Origin of the sequence: Micromonospora sp. LHW51205, assembly GCF_003315815.1 — a bacterium.
Lineage (GTDB): Bacteria > Actinomycetota > Actinomycetes > Mycobacteriales > Micromonosporaceae > Micromonospora > Micromonospora chalcea.
This window is the reverse complement of the sequence record NZ_QMEZ01000001.1, coordinates 1,417,683-1,442,967: the sequence shown is the minus strand read 5'-3', so window position 1 is coordinate 1,442,967 and position 25,285 is coordinate 1,417,683. Positions and strand designations below refer to the sequence as shown.

Below are 25,285 nucleotides of genomic sequence, written 5' to 3'. Positions count from 1 at the left end.
TCAGAAGTCGGCGAACAGGTGCGGCAGTTCGCGGGGGAAAAGGCGGCGCAGCTCACCGGCCGCGTCCACCGGCACGTCGCCCAGGCCGCGTACAACCACCTCGGCCGGGTCGAGCACGCCGTACGCCAGGGCGGACAGCCCGGCGGCGGTGAGCCGCGCGGTCGGCACGCCGCCCTCGGCGGTGGTCTGCGCGGGCAGCACCGCCAGTTTGCCGGTGGTGCCGTCGAGCAGGTGCCGGCCGGCGAGCCAGCGGTCGCCGACCAGCTCGATCAGCACCCGGCCCACCCCGACCGGCTGGTCGGCGAGCGCGTCCAGGCTGAGCAGCCGGGCCATCGGCGCGGTCGGGTCGGGCCGGGCCACTCTCGCCTCCACCTGCACGTCGAGGTCGGTGAGCCACAGCTCGGGCAGTTCGTCCGGGGGAATCTGGACGCTGATCCGGGCCACCTGGTCGACGTGCCGGGCGAAGAACTGGAGCACCGACGCCCGGGCGTACGGGTCGTCGACGAGCAGGTCGTCGGCGTGCAGCGTGCCGGCGTGGTCATCGATGCGGTAGGTGACAGCGCCGACCGTCTCGCCGCCGCGCACCACGCTGACCAGCCAGCGGTCGTCGCGGTCGCGCAGGCCGACCGCCCGGAAGTCCGGGAAGACCGCGAAGCCGTGCCGTTCCCGCAGGCACCGTTCGGTGTACGCGCGCCACCGCGCATAGCCGGTGCCGATCCGCTCCCAGACCAGCTCGTCCGGCAGTTCGGCGCGCAGCAGCGGCGCCAGGTCCGCGGGGGAGAAGACAGCGGTACGCCGCCGGGGCAGCCCGATGTAGCCGAAGCGCTCGTAGAACGAGGCGCGGAACGGGTGCAGCGCGCTGAGCTGCTGCCCCTCGTCCCGCATGCCGTCGAGGAGCTGGTGCATGAGCGTGCGGACGTGTCCGCGCCGGCGGGCCAGCGGGTGGGTGGCCACGCCCGCGACACCGGCCATCGGCAGCACCGCGCCGCGCAGGTTCTGCCGCATCGGGATCGCCGAGACCGCCGCCGCGGTGACGCCGTCCTCCTCGGCCACCAGTGTCGTGTTCCCGGCGTTGTACGGCAGGTAGGCGCGGAACTGGTCGGTCCGGGAGGCGCCCATCGGCGAGGCCTCGAACGCGTACGCCTGGAGCGGGAAGCTGGTGGTCAGTCGTTCATCGGCGGCCAGCCGGCGGATGTGCATCCGTTCATCCCAACCGCAGCGGGCGCGCTCCGCAACCGGAAAGGACGCCGACTCACGCCTCGGTGACGTCCGAGATGACCACTGTCACGTTGTCCGGCGCGCCGGCCTGGTGGGCCAGCTTCACCAGTTGCTCGCCGCACTGCTGGCGGTCGCCGTAGGTGGCGAGCGCCGCCGCGATGGCGGCGTCCTCCACGTAGTCGGAGAGGCCGTCGCTGCACAGCAGCAGCCGGTCGCCGGGGAACACGGTGAGCGCCCCGACGGCGGGTGGCGCGTCGGAGCCCTGCACCGCGCGGGTGACCAGCGAACGCTGCGGGTGGTGGCGGGCCTGGTCGCGGGAGAGCGCGCCCTGGTCGACGAGCGCCTGCACGAACGTGTCGTCGCGGGTGAGCTGGGTCAGCTCGTGGTCGCGCAGCAGGTAGCAGCGGGAGTCGCCGACCTGGGCGAGCACCAGGGTGTCCCCGGCGAGCAGGGCGGCGGTCAGCGTCGTACCCATGCCGTCGCGGGCCGGGTCGACGGTGATGGCCGCGCGGATGCGCTGGTTGGCGGTGCTGACCACGGCGCGCAGCGCGTCGGCCGCCTCGTCGGCGCCGGTGGGCGGGGTCAGCTCGTCCAGGATCCGGATGACGATCTCGCTGGCCACCTCGCCGGCGGGGAGCCCGCCCATGCCGTCGGCCACCGCCACGAGGCGGTCACCGGCGAGGGCGGAGTCCTCGTTGTTGGTCCGGACGAGGCCGACGTCGTTGAGGATGGCCGAGCGGAGGATGAGCGTCATGAGGACAAGCTTGCCAAGAAGAACGGCTCCGCGTCTCTACGCGGTGGCGGGTCTGCTGAAAGAAATGTCATCCGCTTGCATCCTGGGTATGCGTCAACTGTCCGGTGTGGACGGTCGAGGATAACGCAGCAGCAGGCTCGCGTGGACCTCCTCCTCGCCCACCGCCGCGTACGTGTGCGGCACGTCGGAGACCCACCGCAGGTAGCCGCCCGGACCGGCGGTGAGCGGGGCGTCGACCGGGCCGGCGCGCAGTACGCCGGAGAAGACTGTGACGTGCTCGGTCACGCCGCTGGAGTGAGCGGGGGAGAGCTGAGCCGGACCCGGGGTGACCCACATCCGGTACAGCTCGTAGGTCGCCTCCCGGTCGCCGAAGACCTCCAGCAGCGTGGCGCCGACAGCGGCCCCGCGTACCGTCGGTGCCTGCTCGGGCGCGGAGAGTACGGCGGTCAGCGGCACGCCGAGCTGCGCGGTGATCGCGTACAGGGTCTCCAGCCGGGGGTTGCGCACGCCGTTCTCCAGGCCGGAGAGCGTGGCCTTGCCGACGCCCGCGAGGCGGGCCAGCTCGGACAGGGAGATGCCCCGTTCGGTGCGGAGCGAGCGGATGCGCCGGCCGACCTCCCGGGCGCCCCGGTCATCGGGTGGTGCGGCGGCTGTCATGAGGGCTATCGTGCTACACCGTGCCGTTCCGTAAACGGAACGGCGGAGGAGGAGAGCATGGGGGGTCGGCTCCAACCCGTCCTGGCCGGCGTGGTGACCGCCCTGGTCGGCTTCGCCAGCTCGTTCACAGTCGTCCTGGCCGGGCTGCGCGCCGTCGGCGCCGACCGGGACCAGGCCGCCTCCGGCCTGCTCGCGCTCTGCGTCGCCAGTGGCGCCTGCGCGGTCTGGCTCGGCCTGCGGCACCGGCTGCCACTGTCGATCGCCTGGTCCACGCCGGGCGCGGCGCTGCTCGTCGCCACCGGGCCGGTCACCGGCGGCTGGCCCGCCGCGGTCGGCGCGTTCCTGCTCGCCGGCCTGCTGATCGTCGCCGCCGGGCTGATCCCCGCGCTCGGCCGCGCGGTCGCCGCGATCCCCGCCCCGATCGCCTCCGCCATGCTCGCCGGGGTGCTGCTGCCGCTGTGTACGGCGCCCGTACGCGCCCTCGTGGAGGTGCCCCGGCTGGCCGGGCCGGTGGTGCTGGTCTGGCTCCTGCTGCACCGGTTCGCCCGCCGCTGGGCGGTACCCGGCGCGCTCGCCGTGGCAGTTGTCGCGATCGCGCTCACCACCTCCGGCCCGGCCCGGATGGACGCCGCACCGGTCGTCGCGCTCACCGCGCCGGCCTGGACGCTGCCCGCCGTCGTCGGGCTCGCCCTGCCGCTGTTCCTGGTCACCATGGCCGCCCAGAACGTGCCCGGCACCGCCGTGCTCGCCGGCTACGGCTATCGGGCCCCGCTGGGCTCGGCGCTGCGGGTGACCGGGCTCGCCACCGCCCTCGGCGCTCCGGCCGGCGGGCACGCGGTGAACCTGGCCGCGATCACCGCCGCGCTGGCGGCCGGGCCGGACGCCCACCCGGACCCGGAACGGCGCTGGATCGCGTCGGTCACCGCCGGGATCGGGCTGGCGCTGCTCGGGCTCGGCGCGGGCGTGGCCACCACACTGGTGTTGCTCTCCCCGCCGGTGCTGGTCGAGGCCGTCGCCGGGCTCGCCCTGCTCGGCGCGCTGGCCGGGGCTGTCGCGGCGGCTGTGGCCCAGCCGGACGCGCGGGAGGCGGCGGTGGTGACGTTCGTGGTCACCGCCTCCGGGGTGAGCCTGTTCGGGGTGGGCGGCGCGTTCTGGGGACTGGTCGCGGGCTGGCTGATGCTGCTGCTGTTCCGCCGCCGCGCGGCCGCGTCCCCGCCGGCCGGGTCGCCCGAGGCGGAACCCGCCCCGCCGGTTCCCAGCCGGGCCGGGTGACGACCGGTCATCCCATGGCGGTCTGCTGAGGCGGGAGCCGCAGTTCGAGTTCGATGCTCTGCACCTCCTCCTGGCCCACAGTTATCGGTTCCGGTCGCCCGATCTGGTAGCCCTGCGCGAAGTCGACCTCCGCGGCGCGCAGGAGATCCAGGGTCTCCTGGTCCTGGACGTACTCGGCGGCGACCCGGATGCCGAGCGTGTGGCACAGCTCGACGAGCGCCGACACCACAGCCTGGTCGGCCGGCGACCGGCACAGGTCGACGATGAACGCGCCGTCGATCTTCACCAGGTCCACCGGCAGGTATTTGAGCTGGGCGAGGGCGCCGTATCCGGTGCCGAAGTCGTCGAGCGCCAGGTGGCAGCCGACCTCTCTGATTCCGGTGGCGAAGGCCAGCGCCTCGTTGCGGTTCTCGATGAGCGCGGTCTCGGTGATTTCGAACGTCAGGCATTCCGGCTTGACGTGGTGCCGGTGGATCGCCCCGGTCACGAAAGCGAGCAGTCCCGGGTCGGCGAGCGACTTCCCGGAAATGTTCACCTGGTAATGCGAGGTCTGTGCCCCGCGGCCGATCAGTTCCAGAGCGTGGTCGATGACCCACTTGTCCACCGACAGGATCTCGCCGACCCGCTCGGCCATGTCGAGAAAGGCCCACGGCGCGACCGGTTCACCGGTGTCGCTGCGAACGCGCAGCAGAATCTCGTGACGGGCCACCTGATTGAGCCCGAGATCGATGATGGGCTGGGCGTACAGGGCGAACCGGTTGGCCGAGACGGCGCGGTGAATCCGGCGGCGGCACCGGTCCGTACGTTCCCGCTCGGCGACCGGCCGCTCCAGGACCTTGACGGCGGTGGCGTTGCGGTGCGCGTCGCGGGCCGCGTGCTCGCCGTCCACGAGAAGGTCGAAGCCGGTGTCCGGGATGTCGTTGTCGAAATGGACCACGCCGGCCGAGGTGTTGAGCCGCAGGGGCTTCTGCCGGACGCTGAACAGATGGTTCCGGAACTTGTCCACGATCCGGGCGGCCAGGGCCTCGGCCTTCCCCGCGTCGTCCCGGGGGGCGAGCAGTAGCCCCCACGAGCCGGAACCCACCAGCCCGCTGGTGACGCCGTCCCCGGCGACTGCGCGCAGGGTCCGGGCGATCTCCGCCGTCACCTGGTCGCGGTCCTCGTCGGTCAGCGCGTCGGGCAGCCGGGTGGCCGGTTCGGTCGCCACGACGATCAGGGCGCCGCCGGTGGTGCGCCGCGCCCGGTCGACCTCGTCGATCACGTACCCGCGGGTCTGGAGCCCGGTGAGCACGTCCCGGACGGCCGGGTCGGGGCCGAGCATCCGGCTGCGTACGGCGAGCCGGCGCTGCTCCTGGCGGGCGAGTTCGAGCGCGGTGATGTCCTCGCCGGTGGCGATGACGCCGACCGGCCGGCCCGCGTCGGTGAGGATCTCGAGGTGGCAGTACACGTGGCGGACGCTGCCTCCGGGCTGGACCACCCGGAAGCCGATCTCGTCGGGGCGGCTCTGTTCCCACGCCGTCCGCACCGCGGCGAGGACGCGCTCGACATCGGCGGGATGAACGAGGTCGGCGAGCGTCCGCGGGGTGAGGCGGAGCGTTCCCGGCGCGTGCCCGACGATCATCGCCATCTCGTCGGACCAGGAGAGCCGCTCGAAGCGCTCCGCGTCGTGGTTGCCGGGCAGCCAGGTGACGGTGCCCTGCTTCGCCAACTGGGCGGCGCGGGTGACCCGGACGGCCTCGTCGGCGTCCCAGGTAAGGGGATCGGCGAGGTCGGTGTCGACGATGATCTTGTAGCCCTCGGCGAGGGACAGGTCGTGCTGGCTCTGCACGGTCCGCGCCACCCGGCGGGCGCGCGCGAGCTCCAACGGGCTGGGTGTGGTCTCGGCGAGCGCCAGGATGTCATCGAGATCCACGGCCGGCCCCCTGCCGCCGCTCGCTCTCCGAGCGGGTGAAGCCGGCCTTCTCGGCCAGTTCGCACAGCTCCTTCTTGGCGGCGGCCTTGTAGGAGCGGACGCTGTTCTCGGTCAGGCCGAGGATGCGGGCGATCTCTTGGTTGGAGAAGCCCTCCTTCGACATCTGGAACACCTCGGCGTGCCGTACCGGCAACTGGTGCAACCAGCCGCGCAGCGTCTCCTGCGCCTCCCACGCGTCAGCGATGTCCGAGTGGGACGACGGCGGCAGGTCCTCCGGCGCCACCGCGGCCTCCCGCAGTCGTCGGTCGTGATCCTTCAGCATCTTGAACCGCGCCGTACGGACGATCCACCCGATCGGCCGGACGTGGTCGCGGAGTTTGGACCACTCGACCCGACCGTGCAGAAAGGCTTCGTGAAGCGCGTCCTCCACCGCCTGACGGTCCCGGCATCTCGCCCGGAGAATCCGTTCCACGGTGTGGTACGAGCCTTCGGTGAATTCGGCGAACTCCCGGTCGTGAACGGCCTTCAGGCGGGCCGCCTCCGCCTCGCGCAGAGCGTCGTTGTCGTCGGGATCCGGTGTGAGAGCGGCGGTGCCCTTGATGTCTGTCACGCCGCCTCCTCGACAGGGCCGGGCTTCGACGCAGCGCGCCCGCCCAGTTCGACCTCCCGATGCCCGTCGCGATCGCGCTCCACGATCCGTACGACGTCATGGTCCGCCTCGGCCAGCCGGATCAGCCACGTGACCCGCGCTGTGGTGCGTGTTGTCGCCTCGCGTTCCTCGTTCATCCGGGCGCGGTATGCCACGTAGGCCCGCACCAGGCCCGCCACCACTCCGGCGACGGCAGTGGCCACGGCCACCACCTGATATCCGGTGAGCGGTTCCGCCAGCGCTTCGTTCATTGTTCCCCCTCGGCCCCCTTGGTTCGCCAATTACTATCCGTGGCGAGAGGCCGATGTAGATACCAGAACACGCGCAATGTTTTTGAAGATCAACGATCAAGTCGTTCATCAGCGATTAAAGCGCAAAGTCATGGCATTGGGACTCTGCGCAAGGGGATTGACGGGCGGCTTTTCCGGGCAACTTGCATTGATCACCTATTACTGCGGGTGACAAATCCATCACCTCGGCGGGCGTCACTCCTCGGCGGGCAGCTCCGTGGCCGGGACGGTGAGGCGTACCGCGCCGTCGCCCACCGAGGCGATCCGGTCGGCCAGCACGTAGACCGCGCCGGTGTGGACCAGGCCGGTGGAGACCTTGAGATAGCCGTCGCGCAGCAGCCGTGCGGCCAGGTCGGCCGGCACGTCCGGCTCCTCGACCGCCGCCGACTCGATCAGCTCGTCCAGGCTGCTGCCCGGGTCGACCGGCGCGGGCGCCTGCACGGTCACCGCGGCCGGGTCGCCGCGCTGGACGAGATCGACTGTGCCCACCTCGACGCCTGCGGAGTCGACCACCCGCATGCCGGTGGTGACCCGGGAGACGGTGTCCTGCTGCTGGCTCATACTGCAGCGGTTCCCGGGTCGCGCGGGCGCTAAACGGACGGGGCCCAGCCGCCCGGCGGGCGGGGGGACAGCTCGCGCCACGTGTCGGTGCCGTCCAGCAGCGCCCGGACCGTCTCCTCCGCCTCCTCGACGCTGGCGTGCTCGTAGAACCGGGAAACCCCCTCGGCGCCGCCGGCCCGCTGCTCGACGTGCCAGCGGTCGCCGTCCACCCGGAGGAAGACGTCACGCCGGGCGAGGCGTCCCCATTTCCCGTTCCACCAGTGCCTACGCTGCTCCATGCCCGGACTCTATCGAACATGTGTTCGATACACGTCGGCCCCCGCGAGATTGTCGCGGGGGCCGATCGGCTATGGCGTCAGCGCGGCGCGGGCGGCTCCTGCCGGCGGCCGAGCACGTCGTCCAGGGCGCTGCGCTGGCCCGGGGTGCCGTGGTTGCCGGCGAGCAGCGCGTCACGGATCTCGGTGAGCAGCTTGACCTCCTCGCTCGGGGCCGACGGCGGCGGCTCCTCGCCGCGCTTGCGGCGCTCGGCGAGCTTGTTCATCGGGTAGACGACCAGGAAGTACAGCGCCGCCGCGGTGAGCACGAACGTGATCAGCGCGTTGACGAAGGCCACCCAGTCGAAGGCGACGCCGCGGAAGGACGGCGTCGAGCCGCCGATCCCGTCCTCGTTGCCGGTGATCAACACGATGAACACGCGTACTAGCGGTTCCAGGAACGACTTGGTGAGCTGGGTCACCACGCCGGTGAAAGCCGCGCCGATGACGACACCGACCGCCAGGTCGACGACGTTGCCGCGCATGATGAAGTCTTTGAAGCCCTTGAGCATCCGTACTCCCGTGCCCTGATGAGTCTGCGTCGGGGACAACCTATGCCCCGGCGGGCCCTTCGAGAAAAGCACCGGCCTCGATCGCCGCCCGCTGCGGGTCGCCGGCCCGGATCGCCTCCACCAGCCGGCCGTGATCCACGTACCGCTCCGGGGTCAGCGCCTCGCCCATCGCCTGGGCCACGGTGCTGCGCAGCGCGGCGCCGACCGAGGCGTACAGCTCGGCCAGCATGGCGTTGTGCGCGGCCGCCACCACTGCCGTGTGCAGCGCGGCGTCCGCCTCGACGAACTCGTCCACCCGGCCGCCGCGCCACGCGGCCTCCCGGGCCGCGTGCGCGCCGTCGAGCGCCACCAGGTCCTCAGGGGTACGCCTCAATGCGGCGAGCCGGGCGGCCTCCACCTCGAACGCGCGCCGGACCTCGATCACCTCGGTCATCCGGTCGTCGGTGAGCCGGCGGGCCACCACCGGGGCCAGCTCGTCGGTCGACACGACGTAGGTGCCGGAGCCCTGCCGGCACACCAGCACCCCGGCGTGCACGAGCGCCCGGACCGCCTCGCGGACCGTGTTCCGGCCCACGCCGAGCTCGGCGACGAGTTGCGGCTCGGTGGGGATGCGCCCGCCCACCGGCCACTCGCCGCCGAGGATGCGCTCGCGGAGCTGCTCGATGGTCTGGCGGACCCGGTGACCGCGCGGCGGCACGACGACGGAATCCACGGCGGGTGTCACCGGTTACACCTCGTGCCGAAATTCATCCCATGATTGTAGGTTCGAGGTCATGACTCCGCCACCCGCGCCCGCCGCGACAGTGCCCGCCCCCGGCGCCGGCTCCGCGGCCCTCCCCACCCCGGCGCCCCGCGCGGTCCGAGGCGGACTGCTCGTGCTGACCGGGATGCTGCTCGTCGCGCTGAACCTGCGCGCGGCGGTGACCAGCCTCGGCGCGCTGCTCGACGAGGTACGGGTCGGTCTCGGCCTCTCCGGGGCGATGGCCGGCCTGGTCACCACGCTGCCCACCATCGCGTTCGCCGGACTGGGCGCGCTCACCCCGTGGCTGGTCCGCCGCTGGGCCGCGCCCCGGGTGCTGGTGCTCGCCATGCTGGCGCTCACCGTCGGGCAGGTGCTGCGCGCGCTCACCGGCTCGGCGGCGGTCTTCGTGGCCACCAGCGCGCTCGCGCTGGCCGGCATCGCGGTGGCGAACATCCTGCTGCCGATGCTCGTCAAGCAGCACTTCCCGCACCGCACCGGGCTGGTCACCGGGGCGTACACGATGGCCCTGACGGTGGGCACGACGGTGGCCGCCGCCGCGGCGGTGCCGGTCGCGCACGCCTTCGGCTCCTGGCGGGCCGGACTCGGCGTCTGGGCCGGGCTGGCCGCGCTGGCCGTACTCCCGTGGGTGCCGCTGGCGCTGCGGGCCCGCGCGGCGCGACGGGCCGCGCCCCCGGCGGTGGCCGTCGCCACCCCGGCCCGGGTGCAACCCGCCCGGACCCGGCTCGGCTGGGCCATGGCGGTCTACTTCGGGGCGCAGTCGCTCAGCGGGTACGCGATCATGGGCTGGCTGGCCCAGCTCTTCCGGGACGCCGGGTACCGCCCGGAGGCGGCGGGGCTGCTGCTCGCCGGCGTGACCGCGCTGGGCGTGCCGGTGGCACTGATGATGCCGACGCTGGCCGGCCGGCTGGCCACGCTCCGGCCGCTGGTGCTGTCGCTCACCGTGTTCTCCGCCGCCGCGTACACCGGTCTGGCGCTGGCCCCGCACGGCCTGGCGCCGCTGTGGGTGCTGCTGCTGGCGCTCGGCCAGGGCGCGTTCCCGCTCATCCTGACCACGATCGGGCTGCGCGCCCGGACCGCCGAGGGGACCGTGGCGTTGTCCGCGTTCGCGCAGAGCACCGGGTACGTCATCGCGGCGCTCGGGCCGCTGCTGGTGGGCATCCTCTACGAGGCGACCGGCGGCTGGACCGCCCCGATCGGCTTCCTGCTGGTGGCGCTCGCCGTGCAGACGGCGGCGGGCATGGTGATCGCCCGTCCCCGCTACATCGAGGACGAGCGCTGAGCGGAACCGGTCAGGAGGAGGTCGGGGTGGGCTCGCCCGCGACGGCCTGTTCCACGGTCGGGTACGTGTGCAGCACCTCGACCAGCCCGCTGACCTCGAGGATGCGCAGCACGCCGCGCTGCGGAGCGGCCAGCCGGACGACGCCGCCGGCCTCGTCGCAGTTGTTCTTCGCCCGGACGAACACCGACAGGCCGGTGGAGTCGCAGAACGACACCTCGGCCAGGTCGAAGACCAGGCGGTTGCGCCCCTTGTCCAGCAGATCCGTGATCTGGTCCTGCAGCTGCGGTGCCGTGGCCATGTCCAGCTCGCCCGCGACCGACACGACGACCACGTCGCCGCGCTGTTCCGTGTGCACCGTCAAGGACATTCGTCGACCTCCTGTGTTCGGGGGAAACGGTATCCCACGACGGGCGCGCCGCGCAGAACGGGAGCGGTCACGGGTGCGGTCGATCATTCTTTGCTCCGTGACAAGTACCGCGTCAGCCCCCGGTGATAGAGTCCGCCCGTCCAAATCAGGGAGGTCAGGATGGCGTTGAGCGCCGAACAGGGTGGTCGGCTCGCCCACCTGCTCAGTCAGCACGCGGACCGGCTGACCAACCGCTGGACGGAGATCGTCGCCAGTTCGCTGCGCGGTCGCCTGAGCCGGGCCGAGCTGGCCCGGCAGGTGCAGGAGCTGCACCGCGCGCTGGTCGACGCCGGGCGCCAGGGCGTCTCCGACCTGGCCGACGAGCACGGCGGTGAGCTGCGGGCGGTGCTGTCCGAGCTGTCCACCAACCGGGCCCGGCAGGGGTTCTCCGCCACCGAGACCGCGATCAGCGTGTTCGCGTGCAAGGACGCCCTGCTGGAGCTGATGGAAGAGGAGAAGGGTGACGACACCCTGCGCGACTTCGTCGCCTTCTCCGCGCTCGTCGACCAGATGGGCCTGTTTACGTTCGAGACGTTCGTCCGGGCCCGCGAAAGCCTGATCGCCGACCAGGCGGAGCAGCTGCTGGAGCTGTCCACCCCGGTGGTCAAGCTCTGGGAGGGCGTGGTCGCCGTCCCGCTGGTCGGGACGCTGGACTCGGCCCGCGCCCAGGTGGTGATGGAGCGGCTGCTCCAGACCCTGGTCGACACCGGCTCGCCGTACGCGATCATCGACATCACCGGCGTGCCGGCGGTGGACACCCAGGTCGCGCAGCACATCCTCAAGACCGTGGTGGCCGCCCGGCTGATGGGCGCCGACTGCATCATCTCCGGCATCCGCCCGCAGATCGCCCAGACGATCGTCGCCCTCGGCATCGAGTTCGGCGACATCGCCACCAAGGCGAGCCTCGCCGACGCGCTGCGCCACGTGCTGCGCCTGACCGGGGTCGAGACCACCGCTCGCCGCCCGCGGCGGGAGTCCTGATGGAACGGGTGCCGATCCTCAAGATCGGCGACATCCTGCTGGTCTCCATCCAGGTCGACATGTCCGACCAGACGGCGATCCAGTTGCAGGAGGACCTGGCCGAGCGGATCGTCGCCACCGGCTGCCACGGCGTGATCATCGACATCACGGCGCTGGACATCGTCGACTCCTTCGTCGGCCGGATGCTCTCCACCATCGCGTCCATCTCGAAGGTGCTGGACGCCGAGACGGTGGTGGTCGGCATGCGCCCGGCCGTCGCCATCACGCTCGTCGAGCTGGGGCTGTCGCTCAACGGCATCCGTACCGCGCTGAACGTCGAGCGCGGCATGGAGCTGATCGCGGCCAGCCGGGCCGACGAGTGGGACGAGGGCGCCGACGACGAGGACACCGAGACGACGGCGACGGCATGACCACGGGCGTCGACCTCGGCGTGCCGGCGACGCAGGCGATCCGCAGCGACGAGGACGTGGTGCGGGTCCGGCAGTTGGTGCGTACCACGGCCGTCGCGGTCCGGCTCTCCCTGGTCGACCAGACGAAGCTGGTGACCGCCGCCAGCGAGCTGGCCCGCAACACGCTGATCTACGGCGGCGGGGGCAGCGCCGAGGTGAGCACAGTGGAGGACGGCCGCCGGCGTGGCGTACGGATCCTCTTCGCCGACGAAGGGCCGGGCATCCCCGACCTCGACCTGGCGCTGACCGACGGCTACACCACGGGGGGCGGGCTGGGCCTCGGGCTCAGCGGGGCCCGCCGGCTGGTGGACGACTTCGACATCCAGACGGCTGTCGGCGAGGGGACGAGGATCACCGTCACCAAGTGGTCACGATGACCGCCGACGTGGTCCCCGACCACGGGGTGTGGTTCCGGGTCGACAACGGCGCGACCGCCGGCGGCGTACGCCGGGCCGCCGAGCGTCTCGGCCGGCAGCTCGAACTGAGCACCGATCGTGTCGCGGACCTGGCCATCGTCACCGCCGAGATCACCAGCAACCTGGTCAAGCACGCCCGCGAGGGCACGCTCCTGCTGCGCCCGGCGCGCCGGGCCGGACGGGCCGGGGTGGAACTGGTGGCCATCGACTCCGGCCCCGGCATGGCCGACCTCACGCTCTCGTCGGTCGACGGCCACTCCACCGCCGGCACGCTCGGCATCGGGCTCGGCGCGATCACCCGGCAGTCGAGCCGGTTCGACGGCTACTCGACGCCCGGCCGGGGCACGGTCCTGGTCGTCCAGGTCTGGGACGGAGCGCCGCCGGAGCCGGACTGGGCGGCCGGGCTGGCCCGGCCGATCACCGGCGAGCAGAGCAGCGGCGACGGGTACGCGGTGCGCGAGGTGGACGGCCGTCGTCAGGTGCTGGTCTCCGACGGCCTCGGCCACGGGCCACTGGCCGCCGCCGCGACCGGGGCCGCCGTGTCCGCGTTCCGCTCGGCGCCGGACGGGCCGCCGGATGTCGTGGTGCGGCACCTGCACGCCGCCATGTCGCACACCCGGGGCGCGGCGCTCGCGGTGGCCGAACCGGATCGCGCCGCCGGGCTGCTCCGCTTCGCCGGCCTGGGCAACATCGCCGCGATGATCGTCGCGCCGGGCGAGCGGCGGCGCGGGCTCGTCTCGCTGCCGGGCATCGCCGGGCACCAGCGTCCGGCGATCCGCGGGTACGACTACCCCTTCTCGCGTGACTCCACCCTGGTCATGCACAGTGACGGGGTGGTGGATCGCTGGGACCTGGACGACTACCCCGGGCTGGCCGGGCGCAACCCGTTGCTGGCCGCCGCGACGCTGCTGCGTGACGCCGCCATCCGTCGCGACGACGCCTGCGTCCTGGTCGCGCGGGGGGCGGCATGACCGAACCCCTTCTGCACCTGGCACTCCGGGTCGAGCAGGACATCTTCCTGGTCCGGCAGCGCGGCCGCGAGGTGGCCGCGGCGGTCGGGCTGGAACACCAGGACCAGGTGCGGATCGCCACCGCGCTCAGCGAGGTGGCCCGGGAGTTGTTGAGCGGCGCCGACGGCGCGGACGTCACGTTCGCTCTCGACCGGGACGCCGTGGGCCGCCGGATCCTCCAGGTCGACCTGTCGCCGTTGCGTCCACTGCCAGGCGGCCGGTACGAGCCGAAGTCCGGCGCCGTCGCGCGTCTGGTGGACACGTTGCAGGTCGTGGCCGTCGAGGGCGATACCGTCGTGAGGATGTCCAGACGGGTGCCCGACCACGCCGAGGAGCTGACGCCGGAACGCGCCGGCCGGCTCCGGGCCGAGCTGGCCGAGCGTGCTCCGGCCTCCGCGCTGGACGAGCTGGCCGCGCAGAACTCCCAGCTCATCGCGGCCCTCGACGAGGTACGCAGCCAGCGCGACGAACTGGCGGTGCTCAACTCCGAACTGCAGGAGACCAACCGGGGCGTAATGGCGCTCTACAACCAGCTCACCGAGGAGCTGGAGGAGACCAACCGGGGCGTGGTGGCGCTCTACGCCGAGCTGGAGGAGAAGTCCACACAGCTGCGGGCCGCGAGCGAGTCGAAGAGCCGGTTCCTCGCCAACGTCAGCCACGAGCTGCGCGCGCCGGTCACCGCGATCATCGGTCTGGCCCGGCTGCTGGCCGACTCCGCCTCCGACCCGCTCACCGGCGAGCAGGCCCGCCAGGTGGGGCTGATCCGGTCCTCCGCCGGTGACCTGCTGGGGCTGGTCAACGAGCTGCTCGACCTGGCGAAGGCGGAGTCGGGCCGGATCGAGCCGGACTGGTCCGAGGTCGACCTGCGCGCGGTGTTCGGGCAGCTGCGCGGCACGCTGCGGGCGCTCACCGTCCGCTCCGATGTGGAGCTTGTGGTCGAGGAGCCCCCGGCCCCGGCGACGCTCCGCTCGGACGAGGTGCTGCTCGCCCAGGTGCTGCGCAACCTGCTGCACAACGGCCTGAAGTTCACCGAGCGCGGCGAGGTACGCCTGCGCGCCGAGCGCCGGGGCGAGCAGTGGACGCTGTCGGTCACCGACACCGGCGTCGGCATCCCGCCCGAACTGCACGAGCGGGTCTTCGAGGAGTTCTACCAGGTGCCCGGCACGACGCGGGTCGGTGGCACCGGGCTCGGCCTGCCGTACGCGCGGCGGCTGGTCACGCTGCTCGGCGGGACGCTGGAGCTGACGAGCGAAACCGGCCGGGGCAGCACGTTCACAGTGGTCCTTCCCGCGGGCGGAGCGTGACGGTGGACAGCGGGCCGGTGACCGTGCTGGTGGTCGACGACAGCGGCCCCAAGCGGTACCTGCTGGTGAACTGGCTCACCCGGGCCGGTTTCGTCACCGTGGAGGCGGAGAACGGCACGGAGGCGCTGGACCGGGTGGCCCGTGAGCACGTCGACCTCGTGGTGCTCGACGTGCGGCTGCCCGACATGAGCGGCTTCGAGGTGTGCGAGCGGATCAAGGAGACGCACCCGTACATTCCGGTCATCCACGTCTCCGCCCACGCGGTGGACGTGGTCGACCGGGCGCAGGGTCTCACCCGGGGCGCGGACGCCTACCTGGCCGAGCCGATCGAGCCGGAGGAACTGGTCGCCACCGCGCACGCGGTGCTGCGCTACTACCAGGCCCGGCTGCGTGCCGAGCAGCTCGCCGAGCGGCTCGCCGCGCTCGCCGACGCCACGGTGGAGATGCACGCGACGCCGAACTTCGTCCGGCTGCTGGAGGCGGCAGCGAGCGGCGCGGCGCGGATCTTCAAGGCCCCAGCGGCGGTGGTCGCCGAGACGTTCGACGGGGACTGCCTGGCGGGGGTGGCGGTCGACCCGCACACGCCGGCCACGATCGTGCCGTGGGTGGTGGACGACACCGGTGTGCCGATCGGCACCCGGGTACGGGTCGACGACCCGGGCAACTGGGCGCTGACGGGCTGGCCGGACGGGGACACGGTGACGGTGGCCGCCTCCCGGCTGCGGGAGGACCGCGCCCCGCTGTACGTGGTGGTGCCGACCGCCACCCAGACCGTCCGTACGCCGGTGCTGGTGCAGCTCGCCCAGGCCGTCGCCTCGGCGGTGGAGGCGCAGCGGTCCTTCGACGAGGAGCACCGGATCGCCGTGACGTTGCAGCGCAGCCTGCTGCCGCAGCGGCTGCCCGACGTCGTGGGCCTGGACCTGGCCGTGCGGTACGAGCCGGCGAGCGCGCAGACCGAGGTGGGCGGCGACTTCTACGAGCTGGTGATGCTCGACGGGCACCTGCTGGTGGCGATCGGTGACGTGGCCGGGCACTCGCTGCACGCGGCCACCGTGATGGCCGAGCTGCGCCACGCGGTACGGGCGTACGCGGTCGAGGGCCATCAGCCCGGGGTGATCCTGGACCGGGTCAACGAGCTGATGCGCAACCTGCTGCCGAATGAGCTGGCCACCATCTGCGTGCTGCTGCTCCAGCCGTCGACCGGGCTGGTCCGGATGGCCAGCGCCGGGCACCTGCCGGCGTTGCTGAGCCGGGACGGCCGGGTCGAGTTCGTGGCGCAGTCCGCGCCGCTGCTCGGGGTACGCGCGCCGCGCCCGCCCGACCTGGAGTTCGTGCTTCCCGCCGGGGCGACGCTCGTGCTCTACACCGACGGGCTGATCGAGCGGCGGGACGCCACCATCGACGACGGCATGGCGGCGCTCGGCGTGGCCGCCGCCCGGGTGGACGAGGACCTGGACCAGTTCTGCCAGCGGCTGCTGGTCGAGTTGGCGCCGCCGGAGATCCAGGACGACGTTGCGGTGGTGGCGGTCCGCCGCCGCTGACGCGCGTTCCCGATCACGTACCGTAGCTAAGCTGCCTGTAACGCTGCGTCACGGCCGCCGCCGGGCGAGTGAGTGGGCTTGCTGCCGACTTTGCTCTGCAGCCATCGGTGCAGCAGGCACCTGAGCAGGCGCTTCCTGTTGACCATGGTCGGCGGCGTCGCACCGCCACCGTCACCGTCGGTGTGCGTTGCGTCAATGGCTGCAGAGCAAAGTCGGCGCGAGGCGAGGCCCGCCGCTCGGGCCGACTGTCACCGTGCGTAACCGCGCGGAGTGAGGGTTGGCCCGCGCTCGGCAGGCCTGGCCCGCGTCACGGCCGCAGGGCCGCCAGCGAGCGGGCGTACGCCGCGGGCGAGACCCCGGCGACGGCGGTGAACTCGCGGACCAGGTGGGCCTGGTCGGCGTACCCCAGATCGGCGGCGACCCGCGACCAGTCCAGCGGCCCGGCGGCGGCCTGTTCGATCGCCTCCTGGAGCCGGTAGCGGCGGATCACCCACTTCGGACCGACGCCGACGTGGTCGAGGAAGAGGCGCTGGAGCCGGCGGACGGAGACGCCGCGCCGCCGGGCGAAGTCGGTCACCCGAAGCACGGTCCGGTCGGCGCGGATCTCCTCGACCAGCGCGGTGGCCTCCGCGGCGAGCGGATCCGCGACCGGCGGCCACGAGGTCAGCAGCTCGTCCAGCCTCGCGCAGCGCTCGTCGTCGGTCCCCGGGCAGATCGGCCCGCCGGGGATCGGCACGCGCCGGCCGGTCAGTTCGGCGACCGGGCGCCGCCAGAACGGCCGGAAGCCGCCCGGGCGGAACTGGACGCCGGAGACCCGGCCGACGCCGTGCAGCGTGACGGCGAACAGGCCGGTGTCGACGCCGGCGATCTCGCCCTGTTCGGGCGCGCCCTCCTGCGCCTGGAACACCACGTTCACGGTGGGGTGCGGCACCACCCGCTGCTCGAACGGCTCGGTCAGATCCCAGTCGATCAACCAGTAGTGCTCCACCCACCGGCGCAACGCCGGGGCGGCCATCCGGCGCCGGAACCGGACCTGCTGCCGCAGCCGGCCCGGATCGAGGATGCCCCGGTTGTCACGCCGCGGTTCGTGTCGCATTTCTTCAAGACCGCCCTCATACGCTGCCCCTATGAGCACGAAGACTAGTGAGCTGCTCGCCGTCGCGGCGCCGCGTACGGTCGCTGTGGTTCGCGGCATCTCCGACGAGCAACTCGGCCTGCCCACCCCGTGCCCCGACTACACGGTGCGCGACCTGCTCGGGCACCTGTTCGACGTGGTGGTCAACTTCCAGGCGCTGGCCCGCCGGGAAGAGGTCGACTGGTCCGGCAAGACCGATCACCTGACCGAGGGCTGGCGTGACCGGTTCGCGACCGAGACGGCCCGGCTCACCGAGGCCTGGTCCGACCCGGCCGCGCTGGAGGGCGTGTCACCCGGCATGGGGCTACCACAGGAGACCGTCGGGTCGATGGCGCTGATCGACCTCACGGTGCACGGGTGGGACCTGGCCCGGGCCACCGGCCAGGAGCTGACAGTGGATCCGGCCGTGGTGTCGGCCGGGCACGAGTTCATGGATCGGATGGGCGACATGGGGCAGAAGATGGGCGCGTTCGGCCCGCCGGTGCCCACCGAGGCGGCGCCGGCCAGCATGGACGCGCTGCTCGGCCGGGCCGGACGGAACCCGGCCTGGACCCGTTGACGTTGCTTGCTCGCCGGCACGGGGCGGCGAGCGGCACGGACGGCGGCGCCCGCCGGGCCGGGACGGCCGGCGTCCGGCCCGGCGGTCAGCGACCGAGCAGCCCGGCGGAGCCGGCGACGACCAGCCCGATCACCGTCGAACAGCAGCAGACGACGAGCGCGGCGGCCACCACCACGAGGATCAGCCAGGTCGGTCCGCGTCGCGCCGCCGAGGGCTCCTCCGCACTCATGCCGGCAGTCTAGGTTGGTGCGATGGAGCTGATCTCGATCGCCGACATCCGCGCCGCCGCCGAGGACGTGGCCGGTACCGTGCTGCGGACCCCGTTGGTGCCGGTGCTCTGGGACGATCAGCTGTGGCTCAAGCCGGAGAACCTGCAACCGGTGGGGTCGTTCAAGCTGCGCGGCGCCACCCACGCGGTGGCCCGGCTCGATCCCGCGACCCGCGCCCGGGGGGTGGTCACCCACTCGTCGGGAAACCACGGGCAAGCCCTGGCGTACGCGGCCCGCGCCCTCGGCGCGCCCTGCACGGTGGTGGTCCCCGAGGGCGCGCCGGAGGTCAAGGTGGCCCGGATGCGGGCGCTCGGCGCGGACGTACGGCTGGTGCCGCCGGCCCGGCGGCTCGCCGAGGCGGAGCGGATCGTGGCCGGGACCGGCGCGACGCTGGTGCCGCCGTTCGACCATCCAGCTGTCATCGCCGGTCAGGGCACCGTCGGGCTGGAGATCGTCGCCGACCTGCCGGACGTGGACGTGGTGCTGGTGCCGGTGGGCGGCGGCGGGCTCGGCTCGGGCGTGGCCACGGCGGTCAAGGCGCTGCGCCCGTCCGCCGTCGTGATCGGCGTGGAGCCGGCGCTGGCCGCCGACGCCCAGGAGTCACTCGCCGCCGGTGAGGTGGTCGTCTGGGACGTCGAACGCACCTACCGGACGTGCGCCGACGGGCTGCGGACCAGCCTGTCCGCGTTGACGCTGGCCCACCTGCGGGACCGGCTCGACGGCATCGTCACGGTCACCGAGGACGAGATCATGGCGGCCACCGGCCGGCTGATCCGGGACGCGCGACTGGTGGCCGAGCCGAGCGGCGCGGTCGCCCTGGCCGCCCGGCTCTTCCACAGTGGCGAGCTGCCGGCCGGCCGTACCGTCGCGGTCGTGACCGGCGGCAACGCCGACCCGCAGGTGCTCACCGCGGCACTGGCCGCCTGAACCCCGTCACGCGCGGCCGACGCGGTCCAGGATCCAGGCGTTGACGAACGCCTCCTCACGCCACGAGTCGTACCGGCCGCTCGGCCCGCCGTGGCCCGCGCCCATCTCGGTCTTGAGCAGGTAGTCGCCGGCCGGCGCGAGCGCGCGCAGCCGGGCGATCCACTTGGCCGGCTCGTGATAGAGCACGCGAGTGTCGTTGAGGCTGGTCACCGCCAGGATGGCCGGGTAGTCGGCGGCGGTCACATTCTCGTACGGCGTGTACGACTTCATGTACGCGTACACCTCGGGGTCGTCCAGCGGGTTGCCCCACTCCTCCCACTCGGTGACCGTCAACGGCAGCGACGGGTCGAGGATCGAGGTGAGCGCGTCCACGAACGGCACCTGCGCGACGATCCCGGTGAACGCGTCCGGGGCGAGGTTCGCCACCGCGCCCATCAGCAGGCCACCGGCCGACGCGCCCCGGGCGACCAGCCGGTCGCTCGCCGTCCAGCCCGCCTTCACCAGGTGCCGGGCGCAGGCCACGAAATCGGTGAACGTGTTCTTCTTGGCCAGCAGCTTGCCCTCGTCGTACCAGCGCCGGCCCAGCTCGCCACCGCCCCGGATGTGCGCCACCGCGAAGATCACGCCGCGGTCGAGCAGGCTCAGCCGGGCGATCGAGAACCACGGGTCCATGCTCGCCTCGTACGACCCGTAGCCGTAGATGACGGCGGGCGCCGAGCCGTCGCGCGGGGTGTCCCGGCGGCAGACCAGCGAGATCGGTACCCGGGTGCCGTCGTCGGCGAGCGCCCAGTCCCGGTGCTGCTCGTAGTCGGCCGGGTCGTACGGCCGCCCGTCCGGCCCGGGGCGTACCGGCTTCTGCCGCCGCAGCGTCAGCTCCCGGGTCACCAGGTCGTAGTCGTAGACCGAGTCCGGGGTGACGAGCGAGGTGTAGCGCAGCCGTACCTCGTTCGTGCGGTACTCCGGGTTCGCGTCCAGCCCGACGCTGTAGATCGGCTCGGGGAAGTCGATGTCCCAGCTGTCGTCGCTGCCCACCGGCAGCACCCGCAGACCGGTCAGCCCGTTGGTGCGCAGCGACACCACGAGGTGGTTCTCGAACGCGTCGACCGCCTCCAGCCGGGTGCCCGGCGTGTGCGGGATCAGCGGCGTCCACTCGCCCGGCGCGTCCGCCGAGGTGTACGCCAGCGCGAAGTCCTCCGCGCCGTCGTTGTGCAGGATCAGGAAGCGGTGGCCGTGGTGCTCCACCGCGTACTCGATGCCCTGACGCCGCGGGGCCACGACGGCGGGCTCGCCGGTCGGGTTGGCGGCCGGGATGACCCGCACCTCGCTGGTGATCTTGCTGTGGATGTCGATCACCACGAAGCGCTCGGAGCGGGTCAGCTCGACGCCGACCCAGAACCGCTCGTCGTCCTCCTGGTAGACCACCACGTCCTCGGTGGACGACGTGCCGACGGTGTGCCGCCAGACCCGGTTCGGCCGCCACGCCTCGTCCACCGTCACGTAGAACAGAGTCGAGGCGCCGCTCGACCACGCCGTGCCGTAGAACGTGTCCGGCACCTCGTCCGGCAGCGACTCGCCGGTGGTCAGGTCCTTGATCCGCAGCGTGAAGCGCTCGTCGCCGGAGAAGTCGGTGGAGTAGGCCAGCCAGCGGCCGTCCGGGCTGACGTCGAACGCGCCGAGCGAGAAGAAGTCGTGCCCCTCGGCGAGCTGGTTGCCGTCGAGCAGCACCTCCTCGCCGTCGAGCGGCGCGCCGTCGGCGCTGACCGGGGGCGCGGTCTCGCCGGGGCGGACCGCGCGGCGGCAGTGCACGCCGTACTGCTGCCCCTCGACGGTGCGGGTGTAGTACCAGTGACCGTCCTTGCGGGTCGGCACCGACAGGTCGGTCTCCTGGGTGCGCCGGCGCGTCTCCTCGAACAGCTCCGCGCGCAACTCGGCCAGGTGGGCGGTGCGCGCCTCGGTGTACGCGTTCTCGGCGTCCAGGTAGGCGATCGTGTCCGGGTCGTCCTTGGCGGCGAGCCAGGCGTACTCGTCGAGGACTGTGTCACCGTGATGGACGCGCTCGGTCGGGACGCGCTTGGCGACGGGCAGTGGGGTTTCGGTCACGGCGCCACGTTACCGGGCGCCGGACCGCCGCCGGGGCCGCCCGCCGCGCGAATCCGGCGACTCGCCGCCAGGGCTTTCGAACATGTGTACGATAAGCGCCATGGCGGATGCAGCTCGTTCCACCAACCGACCCGGAGCCCTCGACATCACCCGGAAGCTGGCGGAGATCTGTGGTTCGCCGTTCGCCCGCTTCGCCGGCCCGGCCGACGAGGTGGCCGGGCGTACCGCCCGCTGGGTGGCCGTGCCGGGCGGCCCGCACGCCGCCGCCGAGGTGTTGCGGCTGGCCGCGGCGTACGACCTGACAGTGGTGCCCCGTGGCGCCGGCACGAAGATCGACTGGGGTGCCGCTCCGGCGCAGGTGGACATCATGCTCGACACCGGCCGCCTCGCCGGCGTCTGGCACGAGCCGCATGCTGCGGCGGTGGCCGAGATCGGCGCCGGTACGCCGCTGCGCGCCGTCCAGGCCACGCTGGCGCGTACCAACCGGCGGCTGCCTGTCGACGCGCCCTCGCCGGGCGCGACGCTCGGCGGGGTGCTCGCCGCCGACGAGTCCGGTCCGCTGCGGCACCGGCACGGCAGCCCGTGCGCCCAGCTCATCGGCGTGCGCTATCTCGACGCCGACGGCGAGTTGGTGAGCGTCGGCGAGTCCGGCACGGAGGCGTTCGGCCGGGCCGCCCCGGGTGTTGGCGGTGGCCGTCCGGGCGGACGCGCTCCGGCGGCCGATGCCGGTGCCGACGGAGGTCCGGGTCGCGGTGGTGGCGATGCGATCCTCGGTCGGGGTGGGATGCCCGGGCTGGACGTGGCACGGCTGCTCTGCGGCTCGCAGGGCGGGCTCGGCGTGCTGGTCTCGGCCACCATGCGGGTGCAGGCCGTGCCCGCGAGCCGGGTCTGGGTGTCCCGTCCGGTCTGGACCCCGCTGGAGGTGCACGACCTGGTCCGTGCCGTACTGGCGTCCGGCGTCGGCCCGGCCGCCGTCGAGCTGGACCTGCCCGTGCCGGTGCCGTTGCCCCGTCGCAGGATTCCGGCCACGCACCCGTCGGTGATCAACCGCCCCGATCACCCGGCCGTGACCGGCCGGCCCGCGGCGGGCAGCCTGGTGGTGCTCCTGGAGGGCGGCCCGGCCGACGTGACCGAGCGGGCCGAACGGCTCACCGCCGTGCTCGGCGCCCCGGCGATGGTCAGCCACCACGCGCCGGAGTGGTGGGGGCGCTATCCCTTCGCGCCCGGAGACACCGCGCTGCGCATCGAGGTGCCGATCAACGACCTGCACGCCGCCGTCTACGCGCTGCGCGACGCCGCCGGCACCCCCGTGCCGGTACGCGGCTCGGCCGGCGGCGGCGCGGTGCACGCCGCCCTGCCCGGCGCGCTGCCGCCGGAGCGGGTCGCCTCGATCCTCACCGCCGTCCGCAGCGTGCTGATCGCCCGGCGAGGCCGGTGTGTGGTGGTGGCCGCGCCGCCGGCGGTGCGCCGTGCCGTGGACCTCTGGGGCGAGCTGCCCGCGTTGCCGCGCCTGCGCAGCGCCAAGGCCCACCTGGACCCGCACCACCGGCTGGCCCCCGGCCGCCTCCCCGGTGGTCTCTGAATCCGGCCCGCCTCGGCCTGCTCACCCGGCACCCCGACCTGCCTCCACACTGGATGCCCGTCCCAGCGGGCGCGGCACCGGCAGGCACCAGTTCGGGGTGGTGGTTGTGTCCACGTGCGCCGGATGCCGCCACTTCGGCGAGCTGGCGCCGCCTACCCGCCACCGACAACCCGCACTCCCCACCACTGTCGTGATCAAGGAGTTTGTGTCACGTTTCGCGCCTCCCCAGGCCACAAACTCCTTGATCACCGCCGGGTCGGAACCGGGGTCGGAACCGGAGTCGGAACCGGGGGCGGGGCGCGGGGAGAGGGCTACGGGGTGTCGTTTCGGAGGACCAGGACGGCTATGTCGTCGCGCGGTGGCTCCACCGAGAAGGCGATCGTCGCCGCGCGCAGCCGTGCCGCGACCACGTCGGCCGAGTACCCGGCCAGCGGCGCCGCCGACTCGCGCAGCCGTTCGGTGCCGAACAGCTCGCGTCCGCGCCGCCGCTCGGTGACCCCGTCGGTGTAGAAGATCAGCGCGTCGCCGGGCTTGAGCGCCAGCTCGGCGGTCGGCGTGGTGATCGTGTCGAGCAGGCCCAGCGCCGTACCGCCGGTGCCGACGAAGGTGGCGCCGCCTCCACCGTGCAGCAGCACCGGGCGGTCGTGGCCGGCCAGGTGCAGCGAGACGTCGAGCTGGTCGCCGTCGCCGGGTGAGACGGCCGCCAGCGCCAGCGTGCAGTAGCGTCCGCCGCCGCGCTCGACGAGCGTCTCGTTGAGCCGGCTGAGCACCTCGGGCAGCGGTTTGCCGTCGCCGACGAGGACCCGGATCACGTCCCGGACCAGGCCGGTCACGGCGGCCGCCTGCACGCCCTTGCCGGATACGTCGCCGACCACCACGAGCCAGCGGCCGTCCGGCAGCGGGACCACGTCGTAGAAGTCGCCGCCGACTTCCGCGTCGTCGCCGGTCGGGACGTACTCGGCGGCGAAGCCGATGCCCTCGACCACCGGGAGCACCGGCGGCAGCAGCGACTGCTGGAGCGTCTGGGCGACCCGGCGGCGTTCGGCGTGGATGCGGGCGTTCTCGATGGCGAGGGCGGCGCGGCGGGCCACGTCCTCCAGCACCGAGACCTCGTCCGGGTCGTGCCGGTGCCGCTGGTGCCGGCCCACGGCGAGGGTGCCGAGCCGCTGGCCACGGGCGATCAGCGGTACGGCGAAGCCCTCCATCGGCCCACCGAGCGGCACCTGGGCGGCGTTGCGGGACGCCTCGCGCAGCCGGGACTGGATCGAGTCCGGGCCGGTCTCCTGGAGGATCCGGTGCAGCTGCGGCAGCATGGCCTCGTCGGCGTGGCTGGACGCGGCGAGACGCAGCCGCCCCCACTCGTCGGTGGTGTGCACGGCGCACCACTGGCCGAGCCGGGGCACCACGAGCTGCGGGATGAGCGCCATGGTCAGTTCGACGTCCAGCGACTGGGCGAGCAGTTCGCTCGCCTCGGCGAGGAACGTCAGCCAGGTGGACCGGCGTACGTCGGCGCGGCGCAGCCGGTCGTTCTCCAGGTGCAGCGACAGCCGCTCGGCGGCCAGCACCGCCAGCGGCCGCGCGTACGTGGAGGGTGCCGCGTCCAGTTCCAGCTCACCGGTGTACGGGCGGTGCACGGCGAGCGGTACGCGCAGCAGTTCGTTGCCCTCACGCGGGTGCCGGCCGTACCGGGCGAACACCTGGGTGCCGAGCCCGTCGCCCCGGTCCAGCCGGACCGTGCCACCGGCGGCGCCGACCATTTCGCCGACCCGGCTCAGCAGGGCGGTCGCGAACTCGGGCAGTGGCTCGTCGGCGTACGGGTCGGGGGTGATCTGCATCAACTCGCTCATCGCGGCGGCGCTGGGCGTACCGTCGCCGGTCCGTTCCGGCTCGGTCACCGGCGGTGGGCCGGCCGACGGGCGGGCGGGCCCGCCGGGGCCGGGCCGGTCGAGGCGGAACCAGACGCCCTTGCCGGTGGGCAGGTACGTGGTGCCCCACCGGCTGGAGAAGTGGTCGACGAGCAGCAGTCCGCGTCCCCGCGCGGCCACTTCGGTGATGTCGGAGGTGGTGTTGCGCACGCCGACGATCAGTTCGTCGACGGGTCCGGAGGCGAAGTCGGTGACGGTGACGGTGAGGCCGTTCGGGTCGGCTTCGACCTCGATGTCCAGTTCGGTGCGCGCGTGTTCGACGGCGTTCGTGGTCAGCTCGGTGGTGAGCAGCAGCGCCTCGTTCAGCAGTTCGGGCAGCCGCGCTTCGAGCAGCATGGTGCGTACCACCGCGCGGGCCGCCGCCGGGGTGCGGCGGTCTGCGGGGAGGCGGACGCGGCGGACGTGCTCGTCCGCACCGCCGCTCCGAGTGGCCCCCGCCTCCGCTGACACCTCCGTATCCTCCACCGGTCCGGCCCCGGGTGCCAAGGGTCCGGCGAACC

Annotated in this window: 26 protein-coding genes; 11 read left to right on the top strand and 15 right to left on the bottom strand. The window is 73.1% G+C overall.

From position 1 onward, the window contains the following. The 3 genes from eis to DQE82_RS06805 all read right to left on the bottom strand — a co-directional run bounded on the left by eis (position 1) and on the right by DQE82_RS06805 (position 2,629). Positions 1 to 1,200 (bottom strand): enhanced intracellular survival protein Eis, encoded by a 1,200-nt coding sequence (gene eis / locus DQE82_RS06815; protein WP_113972229.1) that lies wholly within the window; start codon positions 1,198 to 1,200, stop codon positions 1 to 3. 52 nt (positions 1,201 to 1,252) lie between these two features. Then, a complete protein-coding gene (locus tag DQE82_RS06810; RefSeq protein WP_013283512.1) occupies positions 1,253 to 1,972 on the bottom strand; it encodes a PP2C family serine/threonine-protein phosphatase in 720 nt (239 codons plus the stop codon). 93 nt (positions 1,973 to 2,065) lie between these two features. Further along, positions 2,066 to 2,629: an XRE family transcriptional regulator gene (locus tag DQE82_RS06805; RefSeq protein WP_113972228.1), complete on the bottom strand. Its 564-nt coding sequence runs from the start codon at positions 2,627 to 2,629 to the stop codon at positions 2,066 to 2,068. 57 nt (positions 2,630 to 2,686) lie between these two features. Here DQE82_RS06805 and DQE82_RS06800 point away from each other — a divergent pair, with 57 nt between their 5' ends. Beyond that, the gene (locus DQE82_RS06800) at positions 2,687 to 3,901 is read left to right on the top strand and encodes a benzoate/H(+) symporter BenE family transporter (RefSeq protein ID WP_113972227.1); all 1,215 of its coding nucleotides are present in this window, start codon (positions 2,687 to 2,689) and stop codon (positions 3,899 to 3,901) included. A 7-nt stretch (positions 3,902 to 3,908) separates the two neighbouring features. Here the strand turns inward: DQE82_RS06800 and DQE82_RS06795 are convergent, their stop codons facing one another. From DQE82_RS06795 to DQE82_RS06765, 7 genes are all read right to left on the bottom strand, one after another. Next, positions 3,909 to 5,813 carry a GGDEF domain-containing phosphodiesterase gene (locus DQE82_RS06795; RefSeq protein ID WP_113972226.1) on the bottom strand — a complete coding sequence of 635 codons (1,905 nt, stop codon included), beginning with the start codon at positions 5,811 to 5,813 and terminating at the stop codon, positions 3,909 to 3,911. Continuing rightward, positions 5,800 to 6,423 (bottom strand): RNA polymerase sigma factor, encoded by a 624-nt coding sequence (locus tag DQE82_RS06790; RefSeq protein WP_113972225.1) that lies wholly within the window; start codon positions 6,421 to 6,423, stop codon positions 5,800 to 5,802. The genes DQE82_RS06795 and DQE82_RS06790 overlap by 14 nt, the downstream gene beginning before the upstream one ends. Beyond that, positions 6,420 to 6,713, bottom strand: a complete 294-nt coding sequence (locus DQE82_RS06785; protein WP_069088721.1) for a hypothetical protein — start codon at positions 6,711 to 6,713, stop codon at positions 6,420 to 6,422. The genes DQE82_RS06790 and DQE82_RS06785 overlap by 4 nt, the downstream gene beginning before the upstream one ends. Before the next feature lie 234 nt (positions 6,714 to 6,947). Continuing rightward, positions 6,948 to 7,313 carry a hypothetical protein gene (locus tag DQE82_RS06780; RefSeq protein ID WP_113972224.1) on the bottom strand — a complete coding sequence of 122 codons (366 nt, stop codon included), beginning with the start codon at positions 7,311 to 7,313 and terminating at the stop codon, positions 6,948 to 6,950. Between the two features lie 29 nt (positions 7,314 to 7,342). Next, on the bottom strand, positions 7,343 to 7,591 hold the full coding sequence (locus DQE82_RS06775) for a hypothetical protein (RefSeq protein ID WP_026268772.1): 249 nt from the start codon (positions 7,589 to 7,591) through the stop codon (positions 7,343 to 7,345). 77 nt (positions 7,592 to 7,668) lie between these two features. Continuing rightward, positions 7,669 to 8,139: a large conductance mechanosensitive channel protein MscL gene (mscL, locus tag DQE82_RS06770; protein ID WP_043327441.1), complete on the bottom strand. Its 471-nt coding sequence runs from the start codon at positions 8,137 to 8,139 to the stop codon at positions 7,669 to 7,671. A gap of 40 nt (positions 8,140 to 8,179) precedes the next feature. Further along, on the bottom strand, positions 8,180 to 8,863 hold the full coding sequence (locus DQE82_RS06765; RefSeq protein WP_064448388.1) for a FadR/GntR family transcriptional regulator: 684 nt from the start codon (positions 8,861 to 8,863) through the stop codon (positions 8,180 to 8,182). A gap of 49 nt (positions 8,864 to 8,912) precedes the next feature. On the opposite strand from DQE82_RS06765, the gene DQE82_RS06760 reads away from it, so the two are divergent. Beyond that, positions 8,913 to 10,181: an MFS transporter gene (locus DQE82_RS06760; RefSeq protein ID WP_113972223.1), complete on the top strand. Its 1,269-nt coding sequence runs from the start codon at positions 8,913 to 8,915 to the stop codon at positions 10,179 to 10,181. 10 nt (positions 10,182 to 10,191) lie between these two features. Here DQE82_RS06760 and DQE82_RS06755 read toward each other — a convergent pair whose 3' ends face one another. Beyond that, positions 10,192 to 10,548, bottom strand: a complete 357-nt coding sequence (locus DQE82_RS06755) for an STAS domain-containing protein (protein ID WP_030500698.1) — start codon at positions 10,546 to 10,548, stop codon at positions 10,192 to 10,194. A 159-nt stretch (positions 10,549 to 10,707) separates the two neighbouring features. Here DQE82_RS06755 and DQE82_RS06750 point away from each other — a divergent pair, with 159 nt between their 5' ends. The 6 genes from DQE82_RS06750 to DQE82_RS06725 are packed head-to-tail and all read left to right on the top strand — an operon-like array spanning position 10,708 to position 16,288. After that, positions 10,708 to 11,568, top strand: coding sequence for an STAS domain-containing protein (locus DQE82_RS06750; RefSeq protein ID WP_043327435.1), 861 nt, complete (start codon positions 10,708 to 10,710; stop codon positions 11,566 to 11,568). After that, positions 11,568 to 11,978 carry an STAS domain-containing protein gene (locus tag DQE82_RS06745; RefSeq protein WP_043327433.1) on the top strand — a complete coding sequence of 137 codons (411 nt, stop codon included), beginning with the start codon at positions 11,568 to 11,570 and terminating at the stop codon, positions 11,976 to 11,978. The genes DQE82_RS06750 and DQE82_RS06745 overlap by 1 nt, the downstream gene beginning before the upstream one ends. Then, a complete protein-coding gene (locus DQE82_RS06740; protein WP_043327430.1) occupies positions 11,975 to 12,394 on the top strand; it encodes an ATP-binding protein in 420 nt (139 codons plus the stop codon). Before DQE82_RS06745 ends, DQE82_RS06740 begins: the two co-directional genes overlap by 4 nt. Continuing rightward, on the top strand, positions 12,391 to 13,404 hold the full coding sequence (locus tag DQE82_RS06735; RefSeq protein WP_113972379.1) for a SpoIIE family protein phosphatase: 1,014 nt from the start codon (positions 12,391 to 12,393) through the stop codon (positions 13,402 to 13,404). Before DQE82_RS06740 ends, DQE82_RS06735 begins: the two co-directional genes overlap by 4 nt. Next, on the top strand, positions 13,401 to 14,747 hold the full coding sequence (locus DQE82_RS06730) for a sensor histidine kinase (protein ID WP_064448391.1): 1,347 nt from the start codon (positions 13,401 to 13,403) through the stop codon (positions 14,745 to 14,747). Before DQE82_RS06735 ends, DQE82_RS06730 begins: the two co-directional genes overlap by 4 nt. Positions 14,748 to 14,749: 2 nt before the next feature. After that, positions 14,750 to 16,288, top strand: coding sequence for a SpoIIE family protein phosphatase (locus tag DQE82_RS06725; protein WP_113972378.1), 1,539 nt, complete (start codon positions 14,750 to 14,752; stop codon positions 16,286 to 16,288). Positions 16,289 to 16,595: 307 nt separating this feature from the next. On the opposite strand, the gene DQE82_RS06720 is transcribed toward DQE82_RS06725, so the two are convergent. Further along, positions 16,596 to 17,384, bottom strand: coding sequence for an AraC family transcriptional regulator (locus tag DQE82_RS06720; protein ID WP_064448392.1), 789 nt, complete (start codon positions 17,382 to 17,384; stop codon positions 16,596 to 16,598). 31 nt (positions 17,385 to 17,415) lie between these two features. On the opposite strand from DQE82_RS06720, the gene DQE82_RS06715 reads away from it, so the two are divergent. After that, a complete protein-coding gene (locus DQE82_RS06715) occupies positions 17,416 to 17,982 on the top strand; it encodes a TIGR03086 family metal-binding protein (RefSeq protein ID WP_043327422.1) in 567 nt (188 codons plus the stop codon). 85 nt (positions 17,983 to 18,067) lie between these two features. On the opposite strand, the gene DQE82_RS30780 is transcribed toward DQE82_RS06715, so the two are convergent. Then, positions 18,068 to 18,211, bottom strand: coding sequence for a hypothetical protein (locus DQE82_RS30780; protein ID WP_166455678.1), 144 nt, complete (start codon positions 18,209 to 18,211; stop codon positions 18,068 to 18,070). A 22-nt stretch (positions 18,212 to 18,233) separates the two neighbouring features. Here DQE82_RS30780 and DQE82_RS06710 point away from each other — a divergent pair, with 22 nt between their 5' ends. Next, on the top strand, positions 18,234 to 19,178 hold the full coding sequence (locus DQE82_RS06710; RefSeq protein ID WP_113972222.1) for a threonine/serine dehydratase: 945 nt from the start codon (positions 18,234 to 18,236) through the stop codon (positions 19,176 to 19,178). Positions 19,179 to 19,184: 6 nt separating this feature from the next. Here the strand turns inward: DQE82_RS06710 and DQE82_RS06705 are convergent, their stop codons facing one another. Continuing rightward, positions 19,185 to 21,278 carry a S9 family peptidase gene (locus tag DQE82_RS06705; protein WP_113972221.1) on the bottom strand — a complete coding sequence of 698 codons (2,094 nt, stop codon included), beginning with the start codon at positions 21,276 to 21,278 and terminating at the stop codon, positions 19,185 to 19,187. Between the two features lie 100 nt (positions 21,279 to 21,378). Here DQE82_RS06705 and DQE82_RS06700 point away from each other — a divergent pair, with 100 nt between their 5' ends. Further along, the gene (locus DQE82_RS06700; protein WP_233514600.1) at positions 21,379 to 22,860 is read left to right on the top strand and encodes an FAD-binding oxidoreductase; all 1,482 of its coding nucleotides are present in this window, start codon (positions 21,379 to 21,381) and stop codon (positions 22,858 to 22,860) included. A 311-nt stretch (positions 22,861 to 23,171) separates the two neighbouring features. On the opposite strand, the gene DQE82_RS06695 is transcribed toward DQE82_RS06700, so the two are convergent. Beyond that, the gene (locus tag DQE82_RS06695; protein WP_043327416.1) at positions 23,172 to 25,235 is read right to left on the bottom strand and encodes a SpoIIE family protein phosphatase; all 2,064 of its coding nucleotides are present in this window, start codon (positions 25,233 to 25,235) and stop codon (positions 23,172 to 23,174) included. Positions 25,236 to 25,285 lie beyond the last annotated feature (50 nt).

What these genes read in the sequence shown, in the direction of transcription:
- eis (WP_113972229.1), bottom strand. Translation starts at nt 1,200, where the DNA reads ATGCACATCCGCCGGCTGGCCGCCGATGAACGACTGACCACCAGCTTC.
- DQE82_RS06810 (WP_013283512.1), bottom strand. Translation starts at nt 1,972, where the DNA reads ATGACGCTCATCCTCCGCTCGGCCATCCTCAACGACGTCGGCCTCGTC.
- DQE82_RS06805 (WP_113972228.1), bottom strand. Translation starts at nt 2,629, where the DNA reads ATGACAGCCGCCGCACCACCCGATGACCGGGGCGCCCGGGAGGTCGGC.
- DQE82_RS06800 (WP_113972227.1), top strand. Translation starts at nt 2,687, where the DNA reads ATGGGGGGTCGGCTCCAACCCGTCCTGGCCGGCGTGGTGACCGCCCTG.
- DQE82_RS06785 (WP_069088721.1), bottom strand. Translation starts at nt 6,713, where the DNA reads ATGAACGAAGCGCTGGCGGAACCGCTCACCGGATATCAGGTGGTGGCC.
- DQE82_RS06780 (WP_113972224.1), bottom strand. Translation starts at nt 7,313, where the DNA reads ATGAGCCAGCAGCAGGACACCGTCTCCCGGGTCACCACCGGCATGCGG.
- DQE82_RS06775 (WP_026268772.1), bottom strand. Translation starts at nt 7,591, where the DNA reads ATGGAGCAGCGTAGGCACTGGTGGAACGGGAAATGGGGACGCCTCGCC.
- mscL (WP_043327441.1), bottom strand. Translation starts at nt 8,139, where the DNA reads ATGCTCAAGGGCTTCAAAGACTTCATCATGCGCGGCAACGTCGTCGAC.
- DQE82_RS06760 (WP_113972223.1), top strand. Translation starts at nt 8,913, where the DNA reads ATGACTCCGCCACCCGCGCCCGCCGCGACAGTGCCCGCCCCCGGCGCC.
- DQE82_RS06755 (WP_030500698.1), bottom strand. Translation starts at nt 10,548, where the DNA reads ATGTCCTTGACGGTGCACACGGAACAGCGCGGCGACGTGGTCGTCGTG.
- DQE82_RS06750 (WP_043327435.1), top strand. Translation starts at nt 10,708, where the DNA reads ATGGCGTTGAGCGCCGAACAGGGTGGTCGGCTCGCCCACCTGCTCAGT.
- DQE82_RS06745 (WP_043327433.1), top strand. Translation starts at nt 11,568, where the DNA reads ATGGAACGGGTGCCGATCCTCAAGATCGGCGACATCCTGCTGGTCTCC.
- DQE82_RS06740 (WP_043327430.1), top strand. Translation starts at nt 11,975, where the DNA reads ATGACCACGGGCGTCGACCTCGGCGTGCCGGCGACGCAGGCGATCCGC.
- DQE82_RS06735 (WP_113972379.1), top strand. Translation starts at nt 12,391, where the DNA reads ATGACCGCCGACGTGGTCCCCGACCACGGGGTGTGGTTCCGGGTCGAC.
- DQE82_RS06730 (WP_064448391.1), top strand. Translation starts at nt 13,401, where the DNA reads ATGACCGAACCCCTTCTGCACCTGGCACTCCGGGTCGAGCAGGACATC.
- DQE82_RS06720 (WP_064448392.1), bottom strand. Translation starts at nt 17,384, where the DNA reads ATGCGACACGAACCGCGGCGTGACAACCGGGGCATCCTCGATCCGGGC.
- DQE82_RS06715 (WP_043327422.1), top strand. Translation starts at nt 17,416, where the DNA reads ATGAGCACGAAGACTAGTGAGCTGCTCGCCGTCGCGGCGCCGCGTACG.
- DQE82_RS30780 (WP_166455678.1), bottom strand. Translation starts at nt 18,211, where the DNA reads ATGAGTGCGGAGGAGCCCTCGGCGGCGCGACGCGGACCGACCTGGCTG.
- DQE82_RS06710 (WP_113972222.1), top strand. Translation starts at nt 18,234, where the DNA reads ATGGAGCTGATCTCGATCGCCGACATCCGCGCCGCCGCCGAGGACGTG.
- DQE82_RS06700 (WP_233514600.1), top strand. Translation starts at nt 21,379, where the DNA reads ATGGCGGATGCAGCTCGTTCCACCAACCGACCCGGAGCCCTCGACATC.